Source organism: Streptomyces sp. Inha503, assembly GCF_047215865.1.
GTDB lineage: Bacteria > Actinomycetota > Actinomycetes > Streptomycetales > Streptomycetaceae > Streptomyces > Streptomyces lycopersici.
Genome location: NZ_CP178360.1, coordinates 7,358,226 through 7,375,915, shown reverse-complemented (window position 1 = coordinate 7,375,915; position 17,690 = coordinate 7,358,226). Strand labels below are relative to the sequence as shown.

The window sequence follows — 17,690 nt, the reverse complement described above, 5'->3', positions numbered from 1 at the left end:
GAGGCTCCCGTCACCTGATGGAGCCCACCAGGCGACGGAAGCCCTGCGGCGGTCAGGCGCGATAGGCCACCAGCGCCATCATCCCGGCCTCGCCGTGGTAGGCGTTGTGGCAGTGCAGCATCCACTGGCCGGGGTTGTCGGCGTCGAAGACCACGGACAGCTTCTTCTTCGGCAGCACGATCGCGGTGTCCTTACGGGGCCCGGAGCCGCCGAGTTGGTAGGTGTGGCCGTGCAGATGCATCGGGTGCCACATGTCCGTGCGGTTGACGAAGTCCAGCCGGACCCGCTGCCCTTCCTCGACCATGAGCGGGGCGGCCGTCGGATCGCTCATGTCGAATGCCTTGCCGTTGATGGCCCAGTTGTACTTCGTCATGCCGCCGGTCAGTTCGACGCGGTGGACCCGGTCCGTCCTCTTCGGGGACAACCTGACGTCGTCCGCCGCGCGGAGCTTGGAGGCGGTCACGATCGTGCCGTCCAGTTCCTTCGGGCGGACGGTGGCTTTCGGCGCCCGGCCGGAGCCGGTACGGACCAGGGCCAGACCGGTGGCGTTCTTCCCCTCGGCGAGCGCGACGAGCGGGAAGACGCCGTCCCCGAGCGTGACCAGCACGTCGTAGCGCTCACCCATGCCGATCAGCAGCGCATCGGTCCGCTGGTGCTCGACGGGGAAGCCGTCGGTGTGGGTGATGGTCATCCTGTGGCCGCCGAGCGCGACACGGTACGCGGTGTCGCCGCCGGCGTTGATGATCCGTAGCCGGACCCGCCTGCCGGGCTTGCCGGTGTAGACCTCCGGATCGGCCGGGACACGGCCGTTGATCAGGTGGTACGCGTACTTCACATCGCCCGCGTCACCGCCGAGCAGTTCGCTTTCGGCGCCCATCAGCATGAACCTCATCGACATGCCGTCACCGGAAGAGGACGGTGATGCGCTCGCCCCGCCCCCGTCTCCGCTCATGTCCATGCCGCCCATGCCGCTCATGCCACTCATGTCATGGCCACCCGAGTCATGGCCGCCCATGTCCATCCCGCCCATGCCCTGCCGCAGCTCGGCGAAGACCTCGTCGGGTGTGCCGGTGACACCGTCGACCCAGTCGTCCAGGACGACCACCCACTCTTCGTCGTAGGACAGTGGCTCCTTCGGATCCTCGACGATCAGCGGCGCGTACAGCCCGCGGTCGAGCTGGACCCCGACGTGCGGGTGGAAGAAGTAGGTGCCGGGGGTGTCGGCGATGAAGCGGTACGTGAAGGTGGATCCGGCCCGTACCGCGGTCTGCGTGGCCGGGGGAACGCCGTCCATGTCATTGCGGAGGGCGAGACCGTGCCAATGGATGGACGTGGCCGTCCTGTTCGGCAGCTGATTGGAGAGTTCGGCGGCCACGGTGTCCCCGGCCGACACCCGCAGCTCCTTGCCGGGGGTCCGCCCGTCGAAGGCCCAGCTCTTGGCCATGACGCCGCCACCGAGGTCCAGCATGGCGGGCGCGGCGGTCAGGGTCGGCCTGTGCACCTTGCCGGTGCTGGTGCGCTTCCTCTCGGCGGCGGCCACGGCCGGGTCGGACGGCTTGACCAGGGCGGTGGCGCGGTCCGCGGCGCCGCTGGAGCCACTACAGGCGGCAAGCGCGCCCGCGCCCGCGGCGCCGAGCCCGGCCAGCAGGACAGAGCGGCGGTCGATGCTGTTCACGATGACGGTGTTCCTCTTCTCGATATGCCTTGTGTTCGGTCGCACGCGGGCACGGCTGATCGCGTACGCGGACGCGAAGAAGCCGTGGGGGCGGCCTACAGAAGCAGTCGAGAGAGCACGGAAAGGTCGGGCGGCGCGCGGCTCACGGTGCCGGGGACGGGGCGACCGGCCGGAATGGCGTGCACATCGCCCTCGCGGTCGGCCCAGGACTCGCTCGGCGGCATGAGTTTGACGACGTCGATGCCGGCGGCCGAGCAGTGCTGCCCGCCCATGCCGGAACAGGGTCCATCGGCACCGTGCGCGGCCGGGGCGGAAGCCCGTGCGGTGTCGTCGTGCCCACCCGGGTGCGCCGACACCGTCGCCGAGGGCGCGTGGACCATGCGCGCCATCCCGCTCATGCCGGTGGCACGCACCGGGGGCGAGACGGCCGCACTCGTCTCGTGGTGGACGAGCACGGCGAACGCGGCGAACAGGGCGACGGCCGCGACCCACATCCAGCGTCCGGCGCCACCACGGGAACGGTCCCGTCCGGCCCCGGCTGTGGTCATGGCTTCCATCCCTGCTCTCGGTGAGCGACTCGGCCAATATACCCGGCGGGGGTAACGCTGAACGCTCTCCTAATCTCCTACGTACTTAGGGGCTCAGTAGATGATGCCGCACGACGGGCACGACGGCACGACGGCACGACGTACCGAAGCCGCACCCGGACGACGAGGGAAGGCAACGATGGAGACTCTGAGCTGGTCCGTAGCGGCGGTCGCCGCGCTGGTGGCCGCCGTAAGCCTGATCCGCATGGTGACCACCGAGGGGGACGCCCGCTTCGCCGCGGGAGGCGATGTGCTGATGGGCACGTGCATGGCCGCCATGGCGCTGCCCGCGACCGCGGCCTGGTACACCGGCCACGGCATGTGGTGGGCCGTGGCCTTCGCCCTCCTGGCACTCGGCGGTGTGGTGATGGCCGCCAAGCACACGCGTGCGAGCGGCTGGAGCCACGGCCGTCAATGGGTGCACCTCATCGTCGGCAGCGCGGGCATGGTGATCATGACGCTCGCCATGACGAGCACGTCCTCCGGGCCGGTACTCGCGCTGGGCGGCTCATCCATGGCCGGGATGCCGGGCATGGAGAACATGCCCTGGATGGACTCGGCACAGGGCATGGAAGGCATGGACGGGATGGACGGGATGGAGGGAATGCAGGGCATGGGAGGGATGCACGGGATGGACACACCGGGCATGGCCACCGCGGCCGATGCCACCGGCGCGTCGTCCTCGGGCTCCTTCTGGCGTTACGTGGCCGCGGCGCTCGCGGTGTACTTCCTGTTGTCCATCGGCGCGTCCGTCTGGGCCCGGCTCCGGGGGACCAACGGGAAGCACCTCTCCACCGCCCGCGACGGCGGCCGGGGCCGCACATGGGGACGTTGGCTGCTCGCCATGCCGGACACGGTGGTGGTCTTCGTGGTGTCGCTGTCCGTCTCGGTGTGGGACAGGGCCCGGACGGTGGAACGGGGAAGCCACGGGCGCCGGCGCAGGCTCGGCACGGCGCCGGACGCCGCACTGGCCGCCCATATCGGCATGGGCGGAACCATGTCCGCGATGCTGCTCATGATGGTGGTGTGACGGGCCTCACCGAGCGGGAGCGGCGGTAAACTGATGGCCGATGCCGGAAACCCGCCAGCCCTCCTCACCACCCCCGACGACGCCGCGGAAGGCGTCACCCCGTAGCGGTGGAGGCTGGCTTCCGCACGGCTACCGCCTCGACACCCACTCCCACCCCCAGGGCCAGCTGTTGTACGCGGCCGCCGGCGCCCTGGCCACTACGACCGCACGCGGGACCTGGGTCGCCCCGGCCAACCGGGTGACATGGACCCCGCCCGGGTTCGACCACTCCCATCGCATCTACGGGAGGACCGACGCCCGTCTGGTCGTCATCCCGGCCGAGCTGTGCGACGCGCTCGTGGCACACCCCAGCGTCTTCGCGGTGAGTCCCCTGCTGCGAGAAGCCCTCCTGGCGCTGACCGATCGGCGGGAGGTCCGGCCCGGCGCCCATGAACGGCTGCGCGCGGTGGTGATCGACGAGCTCACCGCCGCCCCCGAGCAGTCCCTGCACCTGCCCGAACCCCGTGATGACCGGCTGCGTGCCGTCACCGACCTCCTGCACGCCGACCCCGGCCGGACCACGACCCTGACCGAGCTGGGGCGGGCCGTGGGAGCGAGCGACCGCACGCTGAGCCGCCTGTTCCACACCGAGCTGGGCATGAGCTTCCACCGGTGGCGCACCATCCTGCGCATCCACCACGCCTTGGTCCACCTCACCGACGGCCGGTCCGTGACCGACACCGCGATGGAGTGCGGGTGGTCCAACCCCTCGAGCTTCATCGAGGCGTTCACCGAGGTCGTCGGGCAGACCCCGGGCCGCTATCAGGCGGATCTGCGCGACGACGCACGGTAGTTGGCGGCTTTTCGGTATTCGGTGTCCATTCAGCAGTGGGCGGCGATGACGGCCGGGTCCACAGTGGTGATCGGCACACCGCATTGCTTTCTTCATGCCTCGAGGAGGCTCGGAAATATATGTCAGAAACAGCCGAGAACACCGCCGTAGTCATCGTGGGGGCCGGGGTCGCCGGGCTGACGCTCGGCAATTTCCTGTTGCGCAACGGCATCGGCTGCATCGTTCTCGAAAAGCGCAGCCGGGAATATGTCGAGCGGCGACAGCGGGCCGGGACCATCGACAGCCGCGGAGTGCGCATGTTCCGCGCGTGGGGGCTCGAAGAGGTCGTGGAGAGTTTCGGCGCCCCGGAAGAGTCGATAAGCTTCCGGATGGACGGGGAGGAGTTCACGAACGATCCCTTCGATGACGAAGACGGCGACTTCGCCGATATGGTGTTCTGCCCTCAGCAGGTCCTCGTCCGGAACCTCACGAACGCTTTTCTGCGGGACGGCGGAGACCTTCGCTACGAGTCCGTCGACATCTCCCTCGAAGACATCGACGGCGAGGACGTCGGCAGCGAGGACGTCGGCAGCGCGCGCCCGCGGGTCCGCTACCGGGACACCGCCGGTGCGACACGGGTCATCAACTGCGACTACATCGCCGGCTGCGACGGCTACCACGGGGTCAGCAGGGATTCCGTCCCCGCCGACGCCCTCACTCGTTACTCCTACGACTATGGGTACGCCTGGCTGAGCGTCCTGGCCGAGGTGACGCCGGACCCCGCGGCCATGGCGATCCATTCCCGCGGCCTGGCGGGAATCATCCCCCGCGGCACGACGGCCAGTCGTCTCTATCTCCAGTGCGCGCCGGACGACACCCTTGAGCAGTGGCCGGACGAGCGCGTCTGGAGCGAACTGGAAGCTCGTTTCGGTGTCCCCGTGGCGACCGGCCCGGTCCTCCACAAGCAAATACTGCCGCTCCGGAGTGTGGTCTACAGTCCCATGAGCCACGGCAGGCTGTATCTCCTCGGAGACGCGGCGCATATCGTCCCCCCGATGAGCGCGAAGGGAATCAACCTCGCCCTTCACGACGCCGAAGTGTTCGCGCGCGCCGTCATCGCCCGGATCCAGAAGGACGATCCGGCCCTGCTCACCGGCTATTCGGAGACCTGTCTGCGCCATGTCTGGAACTACCAGGCATACGCGGCATGGATCACCGAGCTCATGCACAACGCCGGTGACGCCTCCTACGAAGGAGAGTTCCGCAAGCAGACCGCCCGAGCGGAACTGGAGCGCCAGTTCACCTCCCCCACGGCGAACCGCCTTTTCGGCGAATTCGCCGCCGGGGTGAATTAGGGCTCCGGGCTCCGGAGCTCACCGCCGCCGTCGAGGTGGCGGGATGCGGATGGGTCTGGGCGGACGTTCCGCCTTCTGTTTGAATGCCTCCTGTACTGAGACGGTCCAGGAGGGACGGACATATGGTGTCCACGGAGAGCATCCTCGCGTTCGCGGCGATGTCGCTACTGGTGATCGTGATCCCGGGGCCGAGCGTGCTGTTCGTGGTCGGCCGGGCCCTCGCATACGGCCGTCGTACGGCCCTGGAGACGGTCCTCGGCAACATGGTCGGCTGCTATCTGCTCGTGACCGCCGTGGCATGGGGTCTCGGCGCGCTGGTGCAGAGCTCGGCGGCGGTGTTCATGGGCGTGAAGCTGGCGGGGGCGGCCTATCTCGTCTATCTGGGCGTGCAGGCGTTCCGGCACCGGGGGGACATGCGCGTGACGGACATGGAGGCCCCGGCCCGTGCGCAGCGCGGCGATCTGCGCACGGTCCTGGACGGCATTTTCGTCGGCGTCACGAACCCGAAGGGCATCGTCTTCTTCGCGGCGGTGCTACCGCAGTTCGTCGACCACTCGGCGGGCCACCTTCCGCTGCAAATGATGGTGCTGGGCCTGGTCCCGGTCACCATCGGAATGATCACGGACACCCTGTGGGGCCTGGGTGCCTCGGCGGCACGTTCCTGGTTCGCCCGCTCCGACCGGCGGCTGTCGATGGTCGGCGGGGCGGGCGGCCTCGCGATGATCGGCCTGGGCGTGACCGTGGCGGCTACTGGCCGCGCCGACTGAGGAACTGACCTTGCCGGACACACCCTCGTCCCCGGCGTCGGTGGCGGATCACGCCCCCGGGCGGGGAGCCCGTAGGTGTTGGCGCCGGGCCAGTTCCTCGTCGTCGACCAGGGTGAGCATGGGCTGGCCCGGGGCGCAGAACATGGTGACGATGAAGCGGCTCCAGGCGTCCGTCCGGTTGTTTCCGTCCTGGTAGTGGATGACCTCGCCGCCCGGCTCCCAGAACGTCTCCCCCGCCCGGATCACTCGCTCCGGCTCGCCTTCCAGCTCGAAGAGCATCTCGCCCTCCAGCACGTAGCCGAAGGCGGGGCCCGAGTGGCGGTGCGGGGGGAGGCCGGGGTCGCCGGGCGGGTAGTCCACGCGGATCGTCATCCCCTCCGCCCCCTCCGGCACGAACGGCGGTTTGGCCGACTGAAGCACGGTGATCGCCGAGCTCAGCGCCGCCATCCGCGCTTGGCTCTCGGCGCTGCCTGCCATCTGCTCTTTGCTCGACATGGCGAGACCTCCAGGGATGGGCCGGGTGGTGCGGGAGAGCCCGTCGGCGTGGTCGACGGGTCCCCTTTCGCCGGGCACCGACGGCTCATGGGTCCAGATTGCGACGGTGCGGGGCGGGGCGCACGCGGGCCGGGGGACATGGGGGGCCTCACGGTCAGTGGCGGACGTTCGCGGACGCGTCCGGCTTCTCCGCCTTTGGCCCCAAGTTCCCTGCCCGGCAGGGAAGTTGGGCCGCACCTTGCGTTGATCACGACCCTGTCTCGTTTTCCTCCGGTTGTGCAACCGTTCAGCTTTCGGACAGCTCTCCTTCCATGACCCTTCCGTTCCGGCCGCCGGGGGAGACAGGTGGCGGTCGGGGCTCAAGGGCGACCGATGCGTTACTCATGGAGGATTTGTGCGCAATAGAACCCGAGGTGTGGTGGGCGTGGCGGTGGGTGCCGTCGTGACCGCCGCCGTGGCCGCCGGGGCCGGCGCCGTGGTGTCGAACGGCGACGGAACCGACCAGAAGCAGTCCTCCCCCACGGCTGCCGCGGCAGGGAAGACCACACCGGGCGATATCGACGGCGACGGCTATGCCGACCTCGGCGTGGGCGCGCCCGACGGGACCGTTTCGGGGAAGTCCAAGGCGGGCTACGTGGGTGTGACCTACGGCGCCGAGGCCGGGGTCGACACCGGGCGGCACGGCACGTTGTCGCAGGCCAGCCCGGGGATTCCCGGCACGCCCGAGACCTCGGACCACTTCGGCTCGGCCGTGGTGCGCGGCGACGTGGACGGGGACGGGTACGGCGATCTGATCGTCGCCGCGAACTACGAGGCCATCGGCGACGCCAAGCGGGCCGGTTCGGTCACGGTCGTCTTCGGCTCGAAGGACGGCCTCTCCAGCGACGCCATCGCCTTCCACGCGCCCAAGGCCACCGCCTACGCGCTGTTCGGCGACCGGATGGCCGTGGGCGACTACAACCACGACGGCCGCGACGACATCGCCATCTCCGACGGCACCCAGGTCCAGGTCGTGAACGGCGCGGCGAACCTGCGCGAGACGGCCACCCCGAAGATGTCCGCCGTCACCCCGCCCGGCGGCGGCGCGGGCACGGAACACCTGTCCTCCGGCGACATCAACGGGGACGGCTTCGCCGACCTGGTCACCGTCGCCTACCAGGACGACCCCGCCGACGAGGGCACGCTCGGCGTGCTGCCCGGCTCGTCCGCGGGGCTGAAGAGCACATCGCTGGGCGAGGACGTACCGCTGCCGTTCGCCTCGTACCGGGCCGTGGTGGGTGACATCAACGGCGACGGCAAGGACGACGTCGTCACGGACACCGGGTTCACGGACGGTCCGGACGACGCGCGCCTGCGGACGTACCCGGGCACCGCCGGGGGGCTCGGCACCCCGGTGAACTGGACGGGCAAGGCGCAGAACGGCATCGCCTCCCGGCTCACCGACATCAACGGCGACGGCCACGACGACCTCGTCGTCAGCGACACCGACGCCGAGGCCCCCGGGGGCTACAACGACGCCGGTGCCATCACCGTGCTCAAGGGCACCAAGGACTGGCTGACCGACGCGGGCGCGCAGACCTTCTCCCTCGACACCGAGGGCGTCCCCGGCGACATGACGGGCGGCGACTGGTTCGGCGACGCCATCTCGCCTGCCGACTACAACGGCGACGGCAAGCCCGACCTGGCCGTCGGGGTCCCGAACCGGACCGAGGGCGCGGGCGCGGTGGCCCTGCTGTACGCGGGCGCCGACGGGCTCACCGCCGAGGGCTCCGCCCTCATCGGGCCGGGCGACCTCGGCTCCCCGGCGGACGACGCCGCGTTCGGCAAGGAGCTGTCCGGCCCCGCCACGAAGTAGCACCACCTGGTGGTTCGGTGGCCCGGCCCGCGTTCTTCGGGGCCGGGCCACCCTCGTCTCCGTATGCGCGCCGCCTCAGCCGGCGACCTTGGCGATGATGCGGCCCATGTCCTCCCGCCCGAAGGCCCTCAGGGTCGTGGTGCGGACATTGCCCAACGCGCTGAGCTGGAGCGACGCCGCGGTCGCGGTCTCGTCGTCCGGGGCCTCCACGATGCACATGAGGTCGTACGGCCCGTCCGTCCAGTAGATGTCCACGAGCCGCGCCCCGAGCTTGTCCAGCGCCGCCGTGAAGTCCTCGGTGCGCTTGGTGGTGTCCTTGTAGGCGCGGACTCCCTGCTCGGTCCAGTTCAGCAGCGTGATGTACGTGGCCACGGCCCTCACCTCCGCGAGAAGACTCACCGTGCGATCAATTCTGGAAGTAATGCCGCGAACCCGCACATCTGGTGCGTCGGCGAGTGGCCGAAGTGGTTTGCCGAACCGGCAAGGAGTGTGGTCCGAGCCGCGGACGGCACGGCAGGCTCGGACCCATCGGCCGCCACACGGAATGTTCAGCGCGCCCCGGGAGGAAACCATGCCGCAGACGCCGCCCACAACCGACCCCACCCACCGTCTGGTGCCCTCACCCGCCGGGCGGATCCACCTCGTGGAGCGGGGCACCGGCCCGCTGGTGCTGCTCGTCCACGGCTTTCCGGAGTCCTGGTACTCATGGCGCCACCAGCTGCCCGCGCTGGCCGCGGCCGGATACCGGGTGGCCGCCGTCGATGTCCGTGGATACGGGCGCTCGTCCCGGCCCGCGGCGGTGGACGCGTACCGGATGCGGGAACTGGTGGCGGACAACGTCGCCGTGGTGGAAGCGCTCGGCGAGGAGTCCGCCGTGGTGATCGGTCACGACTGGGGGTCGCCCATCGCCGCCAATTCCGCCCTGCTGCGCCCGGATGTGTTCCGGGCGGTCGGAATGCTGAGCGTGCCGTACGCCCCGCGGGGCGGCCCCAGGCCCTCCGAGGTCTTCGCCGGGATGGGCGGGGACGAGGAGTTCTACGTCTCCTACTTCCAGGAGCCGGGCCGGGCCGAGGCGGAGGTCGAGCCGGATGTGCGCGGCTGGCTCGCGGGGATCTACTCGGCGCTGTCCGGCGACACCATGCCCGGCCCCGACCTGCCCGACCCGCACTTCGTCACGCGCGGCCGTACGCTGCGCGAACGGTTCCCCGCCGGACGGCTGCCCGCCTGGCTGAGCGAGCGGGACCTCGATGTCTACGCCGGTGAGTTCGAGCGGACCGGGCTGAGCGGAGGGCTGAACCGCTACCGGAACATGGACCGGGACTGGGAGGACCTGGCCGAGTACGACGGCGCGCCCATCACCCAGCCGTCGCTGTTCGTCGGCGGCGCCCTGGACGCCTCGACCGCCTGGATGGGCGATGCGATCAAGGCGTACCCGAACACGTTGCCCGGACTCGTCGGCTCGCACATCCTCGAGGACTGCGGCCACTGGATCCAGCAGGAGCGCCCGGAGGAGATCAACCGGCTGCTGGTCGACTGGCTGGATTCGCTTCCCGATTCGCTTCCCGTGTGACGCATGCGGGCTACCTGAGGTAGGGGTCCTCAGAGCTCCCACGCCCCCTTCGCCAGCGTGGACAGCCCGCCTGCCAGCGCCAGCAGCAGGACCAGCAGGCGGGCTCGGTGGTCGGGGACGCGGGCGGTGAGGGACTTGCCGATGAAGGCGCCCGCCATCATTCCTGTCGCCGCCAAGGCCCATAGGGGTGGGCCGAGTCGGGGGACGCCGTTGGTGGCGACGGAGAACGCGTTCACCACGATTCCGTAGAACTGCGCGTTGGGCACGAACTCGCGGACCGTCCAGCCCGCGTTCACCGCGTACAGGGATATCGGCGGGCCGCCCACACCGGCCGACGCGTTCATGAAGCCTCCGGCGGCACCGGCGGTCAGCGCGCCTTTGACACCGTTCAGGGCGGGGACGCGCATACCGGCCATCACCAGCAGGACGGCCAGGCTCACCAGGGCGCCCGTACCGGCCAGGAGGACGGGTTCGGGGAGGCGGGCGGCCACCCAGGTGCCGGCCGGGACGGTGCCGGCGGAGGCGGCGACCAGGGGGACCATCGCGGTGAGCCGCACCCGCCGCCAGCCCCCGTCGAGGAGTCCCAGCGCGCAGATGGCACCGGACCCGCAGTTGGCGAGGGCGACGCCGTCGGCCGGGCCGAGCAGCAGGACGAGAGCGGGCACCGCGATCAGTGCGAACCCCATGCCCGTCAGCCACTGCACGGACGCCCCCGCCATGACGATCCCGCCGAGTACCAGCTCCGCGCCGCAACAACCACTCATCGCGGGAGTCTCTCGCATCCTGGGCGGCCGGGACCCGGAGGAGCCCCGGAGGGAGATCAGTTCTTCGGTGGGCGGTCCTGGGGGCGCTGGAGGGCTCGGAAGTCGTCGAAGAAGCCGTAGTTGTGGGCCGGTGAGCCGTCGTCGGTCCGCTCCACGGTGCGGTTGGCATAGAGGCTGTTCAGCAGCCAGGGTGACTTGTCCGGGCCGAAGTTCCGGGTCATGGCGGCGCCTTGGGTGACGCCGTAGGTGGCCACGGCGAGGCGTCCGGTGTCACGGAAGTGGCTCACCTGGTCCCGCAGGAAGTGCTTGTTGTTCTCGAACCAGGGGCTCATGGAGAGGAAGTCGCGCCACTTCTCCTCGGGGAAGGGATGCTCGATGGCTTCCCTGATCAACTTCCACACCGGGGTGTCCGACGGAAGGCGGTAGCGGCGGGCGAAGCGCGCGGGGATCGTGTCGTTCAGGTGCAGCTTCCACAGCTGGACCAGGGAGAACTCGGTGACCAGGAACTTCTGGTCGTCGCGGAGCCGGGGCAGGATGTAGTCGAGGTAGGGCTTCACCTTCTCCGGCGCGGACACATGGGGGTGGATGTCCACGCCCTCGATCTCCGGGGTCCGGCGGGTGAAGGACAGCCAGCGGTCGGTGGCCCGGGTCCGCTTGTCCGGCTTGTCGAGGTGGTTGAGCGCCCCCATGTGGAGGTGGGTCCGGCAGCGCGAGCCGAAGTGCTTCTTCCGGTACGCGATGATGTGCTCCGCGACGTGCTCGTAGAACGCGTTCAGCGCGCCCGAGCCGCGGTCCTGGTCAAGGCTCTCGATGAACGGTTCGTTGCCGATGGCCAGGACGTCGACGGTGTCGAGGACGGTGTGCAGGACCTTGTCGACCCGGGCGAGCTCCGCGTCCATGGCGGAGCTGTCCGGCCGGGGTATCGGCTTGTGGTTGTACGGGAACTTCAGCGAGAGCACCGTGCTGTGACCGAGCCGATGGGCGTCCAGGAGCTTCGCGATGGCGCGCTGTTGGGAGGCGTCGTCCTCGACCTCGGGCATCGGAACGAAACCCCGGAGCCAGCTCGCGGAGAGCTCGCGCAGTTCGCCGAAGGTCACGCTGTCGGGGTCCTCGTTGAAATTCGCCCCCAGCGCGCCGTCCGGCCCGTCGGCGGAGGTCTTCGCCTCGGGGTCGCGACTGGTCGTCTTGGCGGCGGGCCGTCGTTCGCCCTGTGTGCACCCCGCGGCGATGAGGGATCCGCCCGTCAGGGCCAGAACACGTCGCCGCGCGAGCGGCTTCTTCCTCTTCTCCGTATCCAAGTGACGCTCCCTGTTCGTGCTGGTGACCCAGGCGCTGCTGCCCGGACCGCCCGGGAGGATGCGTCGACGAAGCCCGCGCGTTGCCCATGGTGCCCACGTTTTTCGCGGAACCGCGTGACCGGGCGCGCCGCGCCGCCCGGTCAGTGGGTGATCTGCACGATGAAGGTGACGGCTCCCTTGTTGTCGTCGAGGCAGCTCTCACCGTCGTTGATACGGAGTTGCAGGGTGCCCTGGCGGGTTGCCGTGAAGTGCCATGCGCGCCCTACGGCGTGGGGGTTCCCGGGGTTTCCCGGGTAGCGGCCCAGGAGGGCGCCGAAGGGGGCGGAGGACTTCATCTTGCAGTCCTCCCAGGCGAAGTTGAGGGATTCGTCGTCGGCGCGGGTGTGGCCGGCCGGGCCGACGAGGGGCAGGTTGGCGGAGTCCACCGTCCAGGTGCCGCCGGCGTAGCGGACCGACACCTTGTCGCCCTTCTGGACCGGGGTGCTCGTCGCGGGCTGCCAGCCGCGCGTCGCGTCGACGGTCACCTTGCTGATGGTGGTGCCGGGCTGCGCCGCGTCGCCGTCGCCGTCGTTGTCGGACGGGGGCCCGAAGGCGAAGAAGAGCCCGGTGGCGAGGGCCGCCACGGCGAGCGCCGCGCCCGCCGTCCACCACCAGGTCCGGGCCCGGCCCCGGCCGCGGGGGCGAGGTGGCGATCCGGCCGCCTGGTCGATGACGGTCGGTTCCCGGTCCAGGGCGGGGGTTCCGGCCAGGGTGTGCGGCGCGGTCGGCGTCGGACTTCCGGCCACGGTGTGCGGCGCGGTGGGCCGCGGGCTTCCGGACAGGCTGTTGTGGGATCCGGTCACCGTGGGGGGCGCCGTCAGCGTCGGGGTGTCCGCCAAGGGGGTGGGGGTCTCCGGGAAGTGGCCCGGGGTTCCTGCCGTCCCCGCGGGCCCGGCCGGAGGCAGCGGGCCCGGGTCTTCCGCCCCGTCCGCCACGCGTCGCAGCGCGGCCCCGATCGTGGCCGCGGACGGGCGCTGGTCCGGTGACTTGTTCAGCAGGGCCTCGACGACGGGCCGCAGGGCGCCGACCCGTTCCGGGATCTCCGGGTCCGCGAAGGTGACCGCGTGCAGCGCGGCGGCCCCCGTGGAGCGCTGGAAGGGCGCGACGCCGGAGGCGACCGCGGACAGGGTCGCGCCCAGCGACCACAGGTCCGACGGCGGGCCGACCTCCTCCGCCGTCAGCCGTTCGGGCGCCATGTAGCCGATGGAACCGAGGAGTTCACCGGTGCTGGTGAGCGAGTCGTCGTCTTCCAGGGCGGCGATGCCGAAGTCGGTGAGGACGGCGCTGCCGTCCCGGCGCAGCAGGACGTTGGCGGGCTTGACGTCGCGGTGCAACGCCCCGGCGGCGTGCACGGCCTCCAGCGCGCCGAGCAGCTGAAGCCCGAGGGCGGCGGTGTGGCCCGGGGTGAGGGGGCCGTCGTCCGCGATCCGGCGGGCCAGGTTGGGGCCGTCGATCAGCTCCATCACGATCCACAGCCGGTCGTCGTGTTCGACCAGGTCATGGACGCCCACCACATGCGGGTGGTGCACCCGGGCGACGGTACGCGCCTCTCTCAGCGCCCGGCGCAGCCGTCGGTGGTACTCGTGGTCGTCGCTCGCGACGTTCAGCTCCTTGGCAGCGACCTCGCGCTCCAGCATCTGGTCGTAAGCGCGCCAGACCGTGCCCATACCGCCTCGTCCCAGCCGGTTGCCCAGCTGGTAGCGGCCGCCGATAAGCCGTACGTCGTCCCCATCCGATGTCACCCGATCTCTCCTGTTCCCACGCCCGGTGAGCATAGTCGGAAGTGTTCGAACATCATCGGGCACAACTGATGCATCAGTCAGCCTGCATCGCAATTCCCAGGTGTAATTCCCATTGTTTTATGGAGAAACCGGGCACTCCGCCGTCGCATTCATTGCGGTTATCTCAACGCATCCGTACCGTGTCGGCCATGCGGCAACAGTTCGACGTGGCGGAACGCGTACGTCAGGTGATCGGCGAAGCCGGTTGTACCCAGCGCGAATTCGCTCGGCGGGTCGTGATGGACCCGTCCAAGCTCTCGCGTTCGCTCAGCGGGAGCCGGCGCTTCACCGTGGCCGAGCTGGCGCGGATCGCCGACGCCGGGAACGTGGACGCCGGATGGCTGCTGGGCACCACGACGGCCGACGCGGCGGACGGCGGGGCCGAGGGAGCGTACGGCGGGGCGGCCGGGGCGCCGCGGCCGCCCGCCCCTGCCGCGCCCCCCGGCAGCGGACGGCCGCTACAGATCGTGCGGGAGACGGTGCGGCTCATCGCCGAGCGCGGCTTCCACGCCGTACGCGTCGCGGACATCGCCGCCGCCTGCGACACCAGCACCGCCACCATCCACTACCACTTCCCGGGCCGCGCCGAGCTGCTCGAGGCCGCCGTGCGCTGGTGCATGGACGAGGACACCGCGCGCCGCGCCGCCCGGATCGCCGAGGCCGACGACGCGCGCGAGGAGCTGCGGCAGCTGATCGCGCTCCAGGCGCCGCACACCGAGCGGCAGCGGCGGCAGTGGCTGGTGTGGATGGACCTGTGGGCCGAGGCCGCGCGGTCCACGGCCATCGGGCGGCTGCACGCCGACTTCTACCGGCAGTGGCGGCAGACCGTGGCCGAGGTGATCCGGCGCGGTATCGAGCAGGGGGTCTTCCGCACCGTCGACCCGGAGTTCAGCGCGCTGCGCCTGACCGCGCTGATCGACGGACTCGCCATCCAGGTGCTGGCCACCGAACCCGGTGCGGGCGGTACGAGCGCCGAGGCCATGGACATCGCCTGCAACGCGTACGTGGACACCGAATTGACCGCACGGCGCTCCGGCGCCGACGCGGCCGGACCGGCCGACCGGCCCGGACCGTAGCCGAAGCATTAGCAAGAGTGCGGTGCACCGCGAGAAGAGGGAGAGAAGCCCATGCCCATGAACGACAGCGTCATCATCACCTGTGCCCTGACCGGCGCCGGTGACACCGTGGGCCGCAGCCCCCATGTCCCCGTCACCCCCGAGCAGATAGCCCGCTCCGCCGTCGAGGCCGCGGAGGCGGGGGCGGCCGTGGTCCACATCCACGTACGCGACCCCGAGACCGGCGCCCCCGCCCGCGATCCGCGGCTTTACCGCGAGGTCGTGGAGCGGGTCAAGGAAACCGGCACCGACGTCGTCATCAACCTCACCGCGGGCATGGGCGGCGACCTGGTCATCGACCCGGAGAACCCGCTCACCCACCTCCCCGGCACCGACCTGGTCAGCGGCCTCGACCGGCTCCCCCACGTCGAGGATCTGCTCCCCGACATCTGCACCCTGGACTGCGGCTCGCTCAACTTCGGCGACGGCAGCAACCTCTACGTCTCCACCCCCGACATGCTGCGCACCGGGGCCAAGCGCATCCAGGAGCTGGGCGTACGCCCCGAGCTGGAGATCTTCGACACCGGGCAGCTGTGGTTCGCCAAGCAGCTGCTGGCCGAGGGGCTGCTGGACGACCCGACCGTCTTCCAGCTGTGCATGGGCATCCCGTGGGGCGCCCCGGCCGATCCGGGCGTGCTCGCGTCGATGGTCAACATGCTGCCCGAGGGCGCCCAGTGGGCCAGCTTCGCGCTCGGCCGGATGCAGATGCCGTGGGTGGCGCAGTCCATCCTGCTCGGCGGGAACGTACGGGTCGGTCTTGAGGACAACCTCTACCTCAGCCGGGGCGTCAAGGCCACCAACGGCCAGCTCGTCGAGCGCGCGGTCCAGATCACGGAGCTGCTGGGGGCGAAGGTCGCCACACCGGACGAGGCGCGGCAGCGGCTGGGCCTCAAGCCCCGCGCGTAATCCCCCCACCGGCTCCCCTCTCCTCCCGCTCCCCCTCACACCCTTAGGACCGCCATGCCCTCATCCCCCCGCACCCCCGAAGAGGTACGCCGCGTCGCCTGCGTCGGCGCCGGAGTCATCGGCGGCGGCTGGGTCGCCCACTTCCTGGCGCGCGGCTACGACGTCACCGCCTGGGACCCGGCCCCCGACGCCGAGGAGAAGCTGCGCCGTCTCGTGGCGGCCGCCTGGCCCGCCCTGGAGCAGATCGGCCTCGCCGACGGCGCCTCCCCCGACCGGCTGACCGTCACCGCGACCCTGGCGGAGGCCGTGGCCGACGCGCAGTTCGTCCAGGAGAGCGCCCCGGAGAAGCTGGAGCTCAAGCGGTCGCTGCTGGCCCAGCTGGACGCGGCGGCCCCGCCCGGTGTCGTCATCGCGTCCTCCACCTCCGGCTATCCGATGACCGATATGCAGACCGAGGCCGCCGACCCCGGCCGTCTCGTCGTCGGCCATCCCTTCAATCCGCCGTACCTCATTCCGCTGGTCGAGGTCGTCGGCGGGAAGCAGACGGACGCCGCGGCGGTCGAGTGGGCCTCGCGCTTCTACAAGGTGGCGGGCAAGTCCGTGATCACCATGGAGCGCGAGCTGCCCGGCTTCATCGCCAACCGGCTCCAGGAGGCGCTGTGGCGGGAGGCGCTGCACATGGTGGCCAACGGTGAGGCCACGGTTAAGGAGATCGACGACTCCATCACCGAGGGACCCGGGCTGCGGTGGGCGTTCATGGGTCCGTGCCTCACGTTCGCCCTGGCGGGCGGCGACGGAGGCATGGGACATATGCTCGACCACTTCGGACCCTCGTTGAAGTCTCCGTGGACCCGTCTCGAGGCGCCTGAGCTGGACGACACGCTGCGTGCGGCCATGGTCGACGGCTGTGACGAGGCGGCGGGCAGCCGTACCATCGCGCAGCTCGTCGCGGAGCGGGACCAGGGCGTCATAGACGTCCTGCGGGCGACTGGCCGTCTGCCGCGGCAGCGCACCGAGGGGACGGACGGCATCGCACATACCCCCAGCACCATGGGAGACGAGAAGTGAGCAGCACGCTCCCCGACTACCGGCAGACCGTACGTCCCGAGTGGATCGACTACAACGGCCATATGAGCGAGGCGTTCTACGTCCTCGTCTTCGGCCACAGCACCGACGAGATGATGGTGGAGACCGGGCTCGACTCCGCCTACCGCGCCAAGACCGGCTGCTCCCTCTACACCGTGGAGTCGCACATGCGGTATCTGAGCGAGGTCGAGGAGGGCGCCGAGCTCACCATTCGTACGCGCGTCATCGGCGTGGACGAGAAGAAGGTCCGGTTCACCCACGAGATGCATGTGGGCGAGCCGGACGGCGCCCCCGTGGCCACGGCCGAGCTGCTCGCGCTCCACATCGACCAGAAGGAGAGCCGCTCGGTTCCGTTCCCCGATGAGGTGCGGGAGCGGCTGACCGATCTGCTCGAGAAGGCCCCCGAGTGGGCGGGCCGGGCGATCGGCCCGGTTCCGGCCGAGGCGGGTTGAAGGACCGCCGTACCGCCTGAACGCCCCGGTCCCGGATTCGTCCGGGGGCCGGGGCGTTCACCGTTCCGGATGGGGGATCGGGTGAGGTTGAATGGCGGTGGAGG

General features: G+C 70.5%; 17 protein-coding genes. 10 read left to right on the top strand and 7 right to left on the bottom strand.

The annotated features are described in order from the left end of the window. Window positions 1-52 precede the first annotated feature (52 nt). Window positions 53-1,675: a multicopper oxidase family protein gene (locus ACJX2R_RS31115; protein ID WP_413102822.1), complete on the bottom strand. Its 1,623-nt coding sequence runs from the start codon at window positions 1,673-1,675 to the stop codon at window positions 53-55. Window positions 1,676-1,770: 95 nt separating this feature from the next. Continuing rightward, window positions 1,771-2,223, bottom strand: coding sequence for a hypothetical protein (locus tag ACJX2R_RS31110; protein ID WP_413102821.1), 453 nt, complete (start codon window positions 2,221-2,223; stop codon window positions 1,771-1,773). 178 nt (window positions 2,224-2,401) lie between these two features. On the opposite strand from ACJX2R_RS31110, the gene ACJX2R_RS31105 reads away from it, so the two are divergent. The 4 genes from ACJX2R_RS31105 (at window position 2,402) to ACJX2R_RS31090 (ending at window position 6,225) form a co-directional block, all read left to right on the top strand. Beyond that, window positions 2,402-3,292: a DUF5134 domain-containing protein gene (locus ACJX2R_RS31105; protein WP_413102820.1), complete on the top strand. Its 891-nt coding sequence runs from the start codon at window positions 2,402-2,404 to the stop codon at window positions 3,290-3,292. A 40-nt stretch (window positions 3,293-3,332) separates the two neighbouring features. Then, window positions 3,333-4,124 (top strand): helix-turn-helix domain-containing protein, encoded by a 792-nt coding sequence (locus ACJX2R_RS31100; RefSeq protein ID WP_413102819.1) that lies wholly within the window; start codon window positions 3,333-3,335, stop codon window positions 4,122-4,124. Window positions 4,125-4,243: 119 nt separating this feature from the next. Next, on the top strand, window positions 4,244-5,458 hold the full coding sequence (locus ACJX2R_RS31095) for a 4-hydroxybenzoate 3-monooxygenase (RefSeq protein WP_413105983.1): 1,215 nt from the start codon (window positions 4,244-4,246) through the stop codon (window positions 5,456-5,458). Between the two features lie 122 nt (window positions 5,459-5,580). Further along, entirely contained in the window at window positions 5,581-6,225 is a 645-nt protein-coding gene (locus ACJX2R_RS31090) for a LysE family translocator (protein WP_413102818.1), read from the top strand. A 48-nt stretch (window positions 6,226-6,273) separates the two neighbouring features. On the opposite strand, the gene ACJX2R_RS31085 is transcribed toward ACJX2R_RS31090, so the two are convergent. Then, a complete protein-coding gene (locus ACJX2R_RS31085; RefSeq protein WP_413105982.1) occupies window positions 6,274-6,702 on the bottom strand; it encodes a cupin domain-containing protein in 429 nt (142 codons plus the stop codon). A 412-nt stretch (window positions 6,703-7,114) separates the two neighbouring features. On the opposite strand from ACJX2R_RS31085, the gene ACJX2R_RS31080 reads away from it, so the two are divergent. Next, window positions 7,115-8,575, top strand: a complete 1,461-nt coding sequence (locus ACJX2R_RS31080; protein ID WP_413102817.1) for an FG-GAP and VCBS repeat-containing protein — start codon at window positions 7,115-7,117, stop codon at window positions 8,573-8,575. Window positions 8,576-8,650: 75 nt separating this feature from the next. Here ACJX2R_RS31080 and ACJX2R_RS31075 read toward each other — a convergent pair whose 3' ends face one another. Further along, on the bottom strand, window positions 8,651-8,947 hold the full coding sequence (locus ACJX2R_RS31075; RefSeq protein ID WP_413102816.1) for a GYD domain-containing protein: 297 nt from the start codon (window positions 8,945-8,947) through the stop codon (window positions 8,651-8,653). A gap of 199 nt (window positions 8,948-9,146) precedes the next feature. Here ACJX2R_RS31075 and ACJX2R_RS31070 point away from each other — a divergent pair, with 199 nt between their 5' ends. Then, entirely contained in the window at window positions 9,147-10,145 is a 999-nt protein-coding gene (locus tag ACJX2R_RS31070; RefSeq protein ID WP_413102815.1) for an alpha/beta fold hydrolase, read from the top strand. 29 nt (window positions 10,146-10,174) lie between these two features. Here ACJX2R_RS31070 and ACJX2R_RS31065 read toward each other — a convergent pair whose 3' ends face one another. The 3 genes from ACJX2R_RS31065 to ACJX2R_RS31055 all read right to left on the bottom strand — a co-directional run bounded on the left by ACJX2R_RS31065 (window position 10,175) and on the right by ACJX2R_RS31055 (window position 13,988). Next, window positions 10,175-10,909 carry a TSUP family transporter gene (locus ACJX2R_RS31065; RefSeq protein ID WP_413102814.1) on the bottom strand — a complete coding sequence of 245 codons (735 nt, stop codon included), beginning with the start codon at window positions 10,907-10,909 and terminating at the stop codon, window positions 10,175-10,177. 56 nt (window positions 10,910-10,965) lie between these two features. Further along, the gene (locus ACJX2R_RS31060) at window positions 10,966-12,207 is read right to left on the bottom strand and encodes a hypothetical protein (RefSeq protein WP_413102813.1); all 1,242 of its coding nucleotides are present in this window, start codon (window positions 12,205-12,207) and stop codon (window positions 10,966-10,968) included. 140 nt (window positions 12,208-12,347) lie between these two features. Next, window positions 12,348-13,988 carry a serine/threonine-protein kinase gene (locus tag ACJX2R_RS31055; protein ID WP_413102812.1) on the bottom strand — a complete coding sequence of 547 codons (1,641 nt, stop codon included), beginning with the start codon at window positions 13,986-13,988 and terminating at the stop codon, window positions 12,348-12,350. 188 nt (window positions 13,989-14,176) lie between these two features. Here ACJX2R_RS31055 and ACJX2R_RS31050 point away from each other — a divergent pair, with 188 nt between their 5' ends. The 4 genes from ACJX2R_RS31050 to ACJX2R_RS31035 are packed head-to-tail and all read left to right on the top strand — an operon-like array spanning window position 14,177 to window position 17,586. Then, the gene (locus ACJX2R_RS31050; RefSeq protein WP_413102811.1) at window positions 14,177-15,103 is read left to right on the top strand and encodes a TetR family transcriptional regulator C-terminal domain-containing protein; all 927 of its coding nucleotides are present in this window, start codon (window positions 14,177-14,179) and stop codon (window positions 15,101-15,103) included. Window positions 15,104-15,154: 51 nt separating this feature from the next. Then, window positions 15,155-16,048: a 3-keto-5-aminohexanoate cleavage protein gene (locus ACJX2R_RS31045; RefSeq protein WP_037948033.1), complete on the top strand. Its 894-nt coding sequence runs from the start codon at window positions 15,155-15,157 to the stop codon at window positions 16,046-16,048. Between the two features lie 54 nt (window positions 16,049-16,102). Continuing rightward, complete coding sequence (locus ACJX2R_RS31040) at window positions 16,103-17,116, top strand: 3-hydroxyacyl-CoA dehydrogenase NAD-binding domain-containing protein (protein ID WP_413102810.1); 1,014 nt, start codon at window positions 16,103-16,105, stop codon at window positions 17,114-17,116. Further along, a complete protein-coding gene (locus tag ACJX2R_RS31035; RefSeq protein WP_413102809.1) occupies window positions 17,113-17,586 on the top strand; it encodes a thioesterase family protein in 474 nt (157 codons plus the stop codon). Before ACJX2R_RS31040 ends, ACJX2R_RS31035 begins: the two co-directional genes overlap by 4 nt. Window positions 17,587-17,690 lie beyond the last annotated feature (104 nt).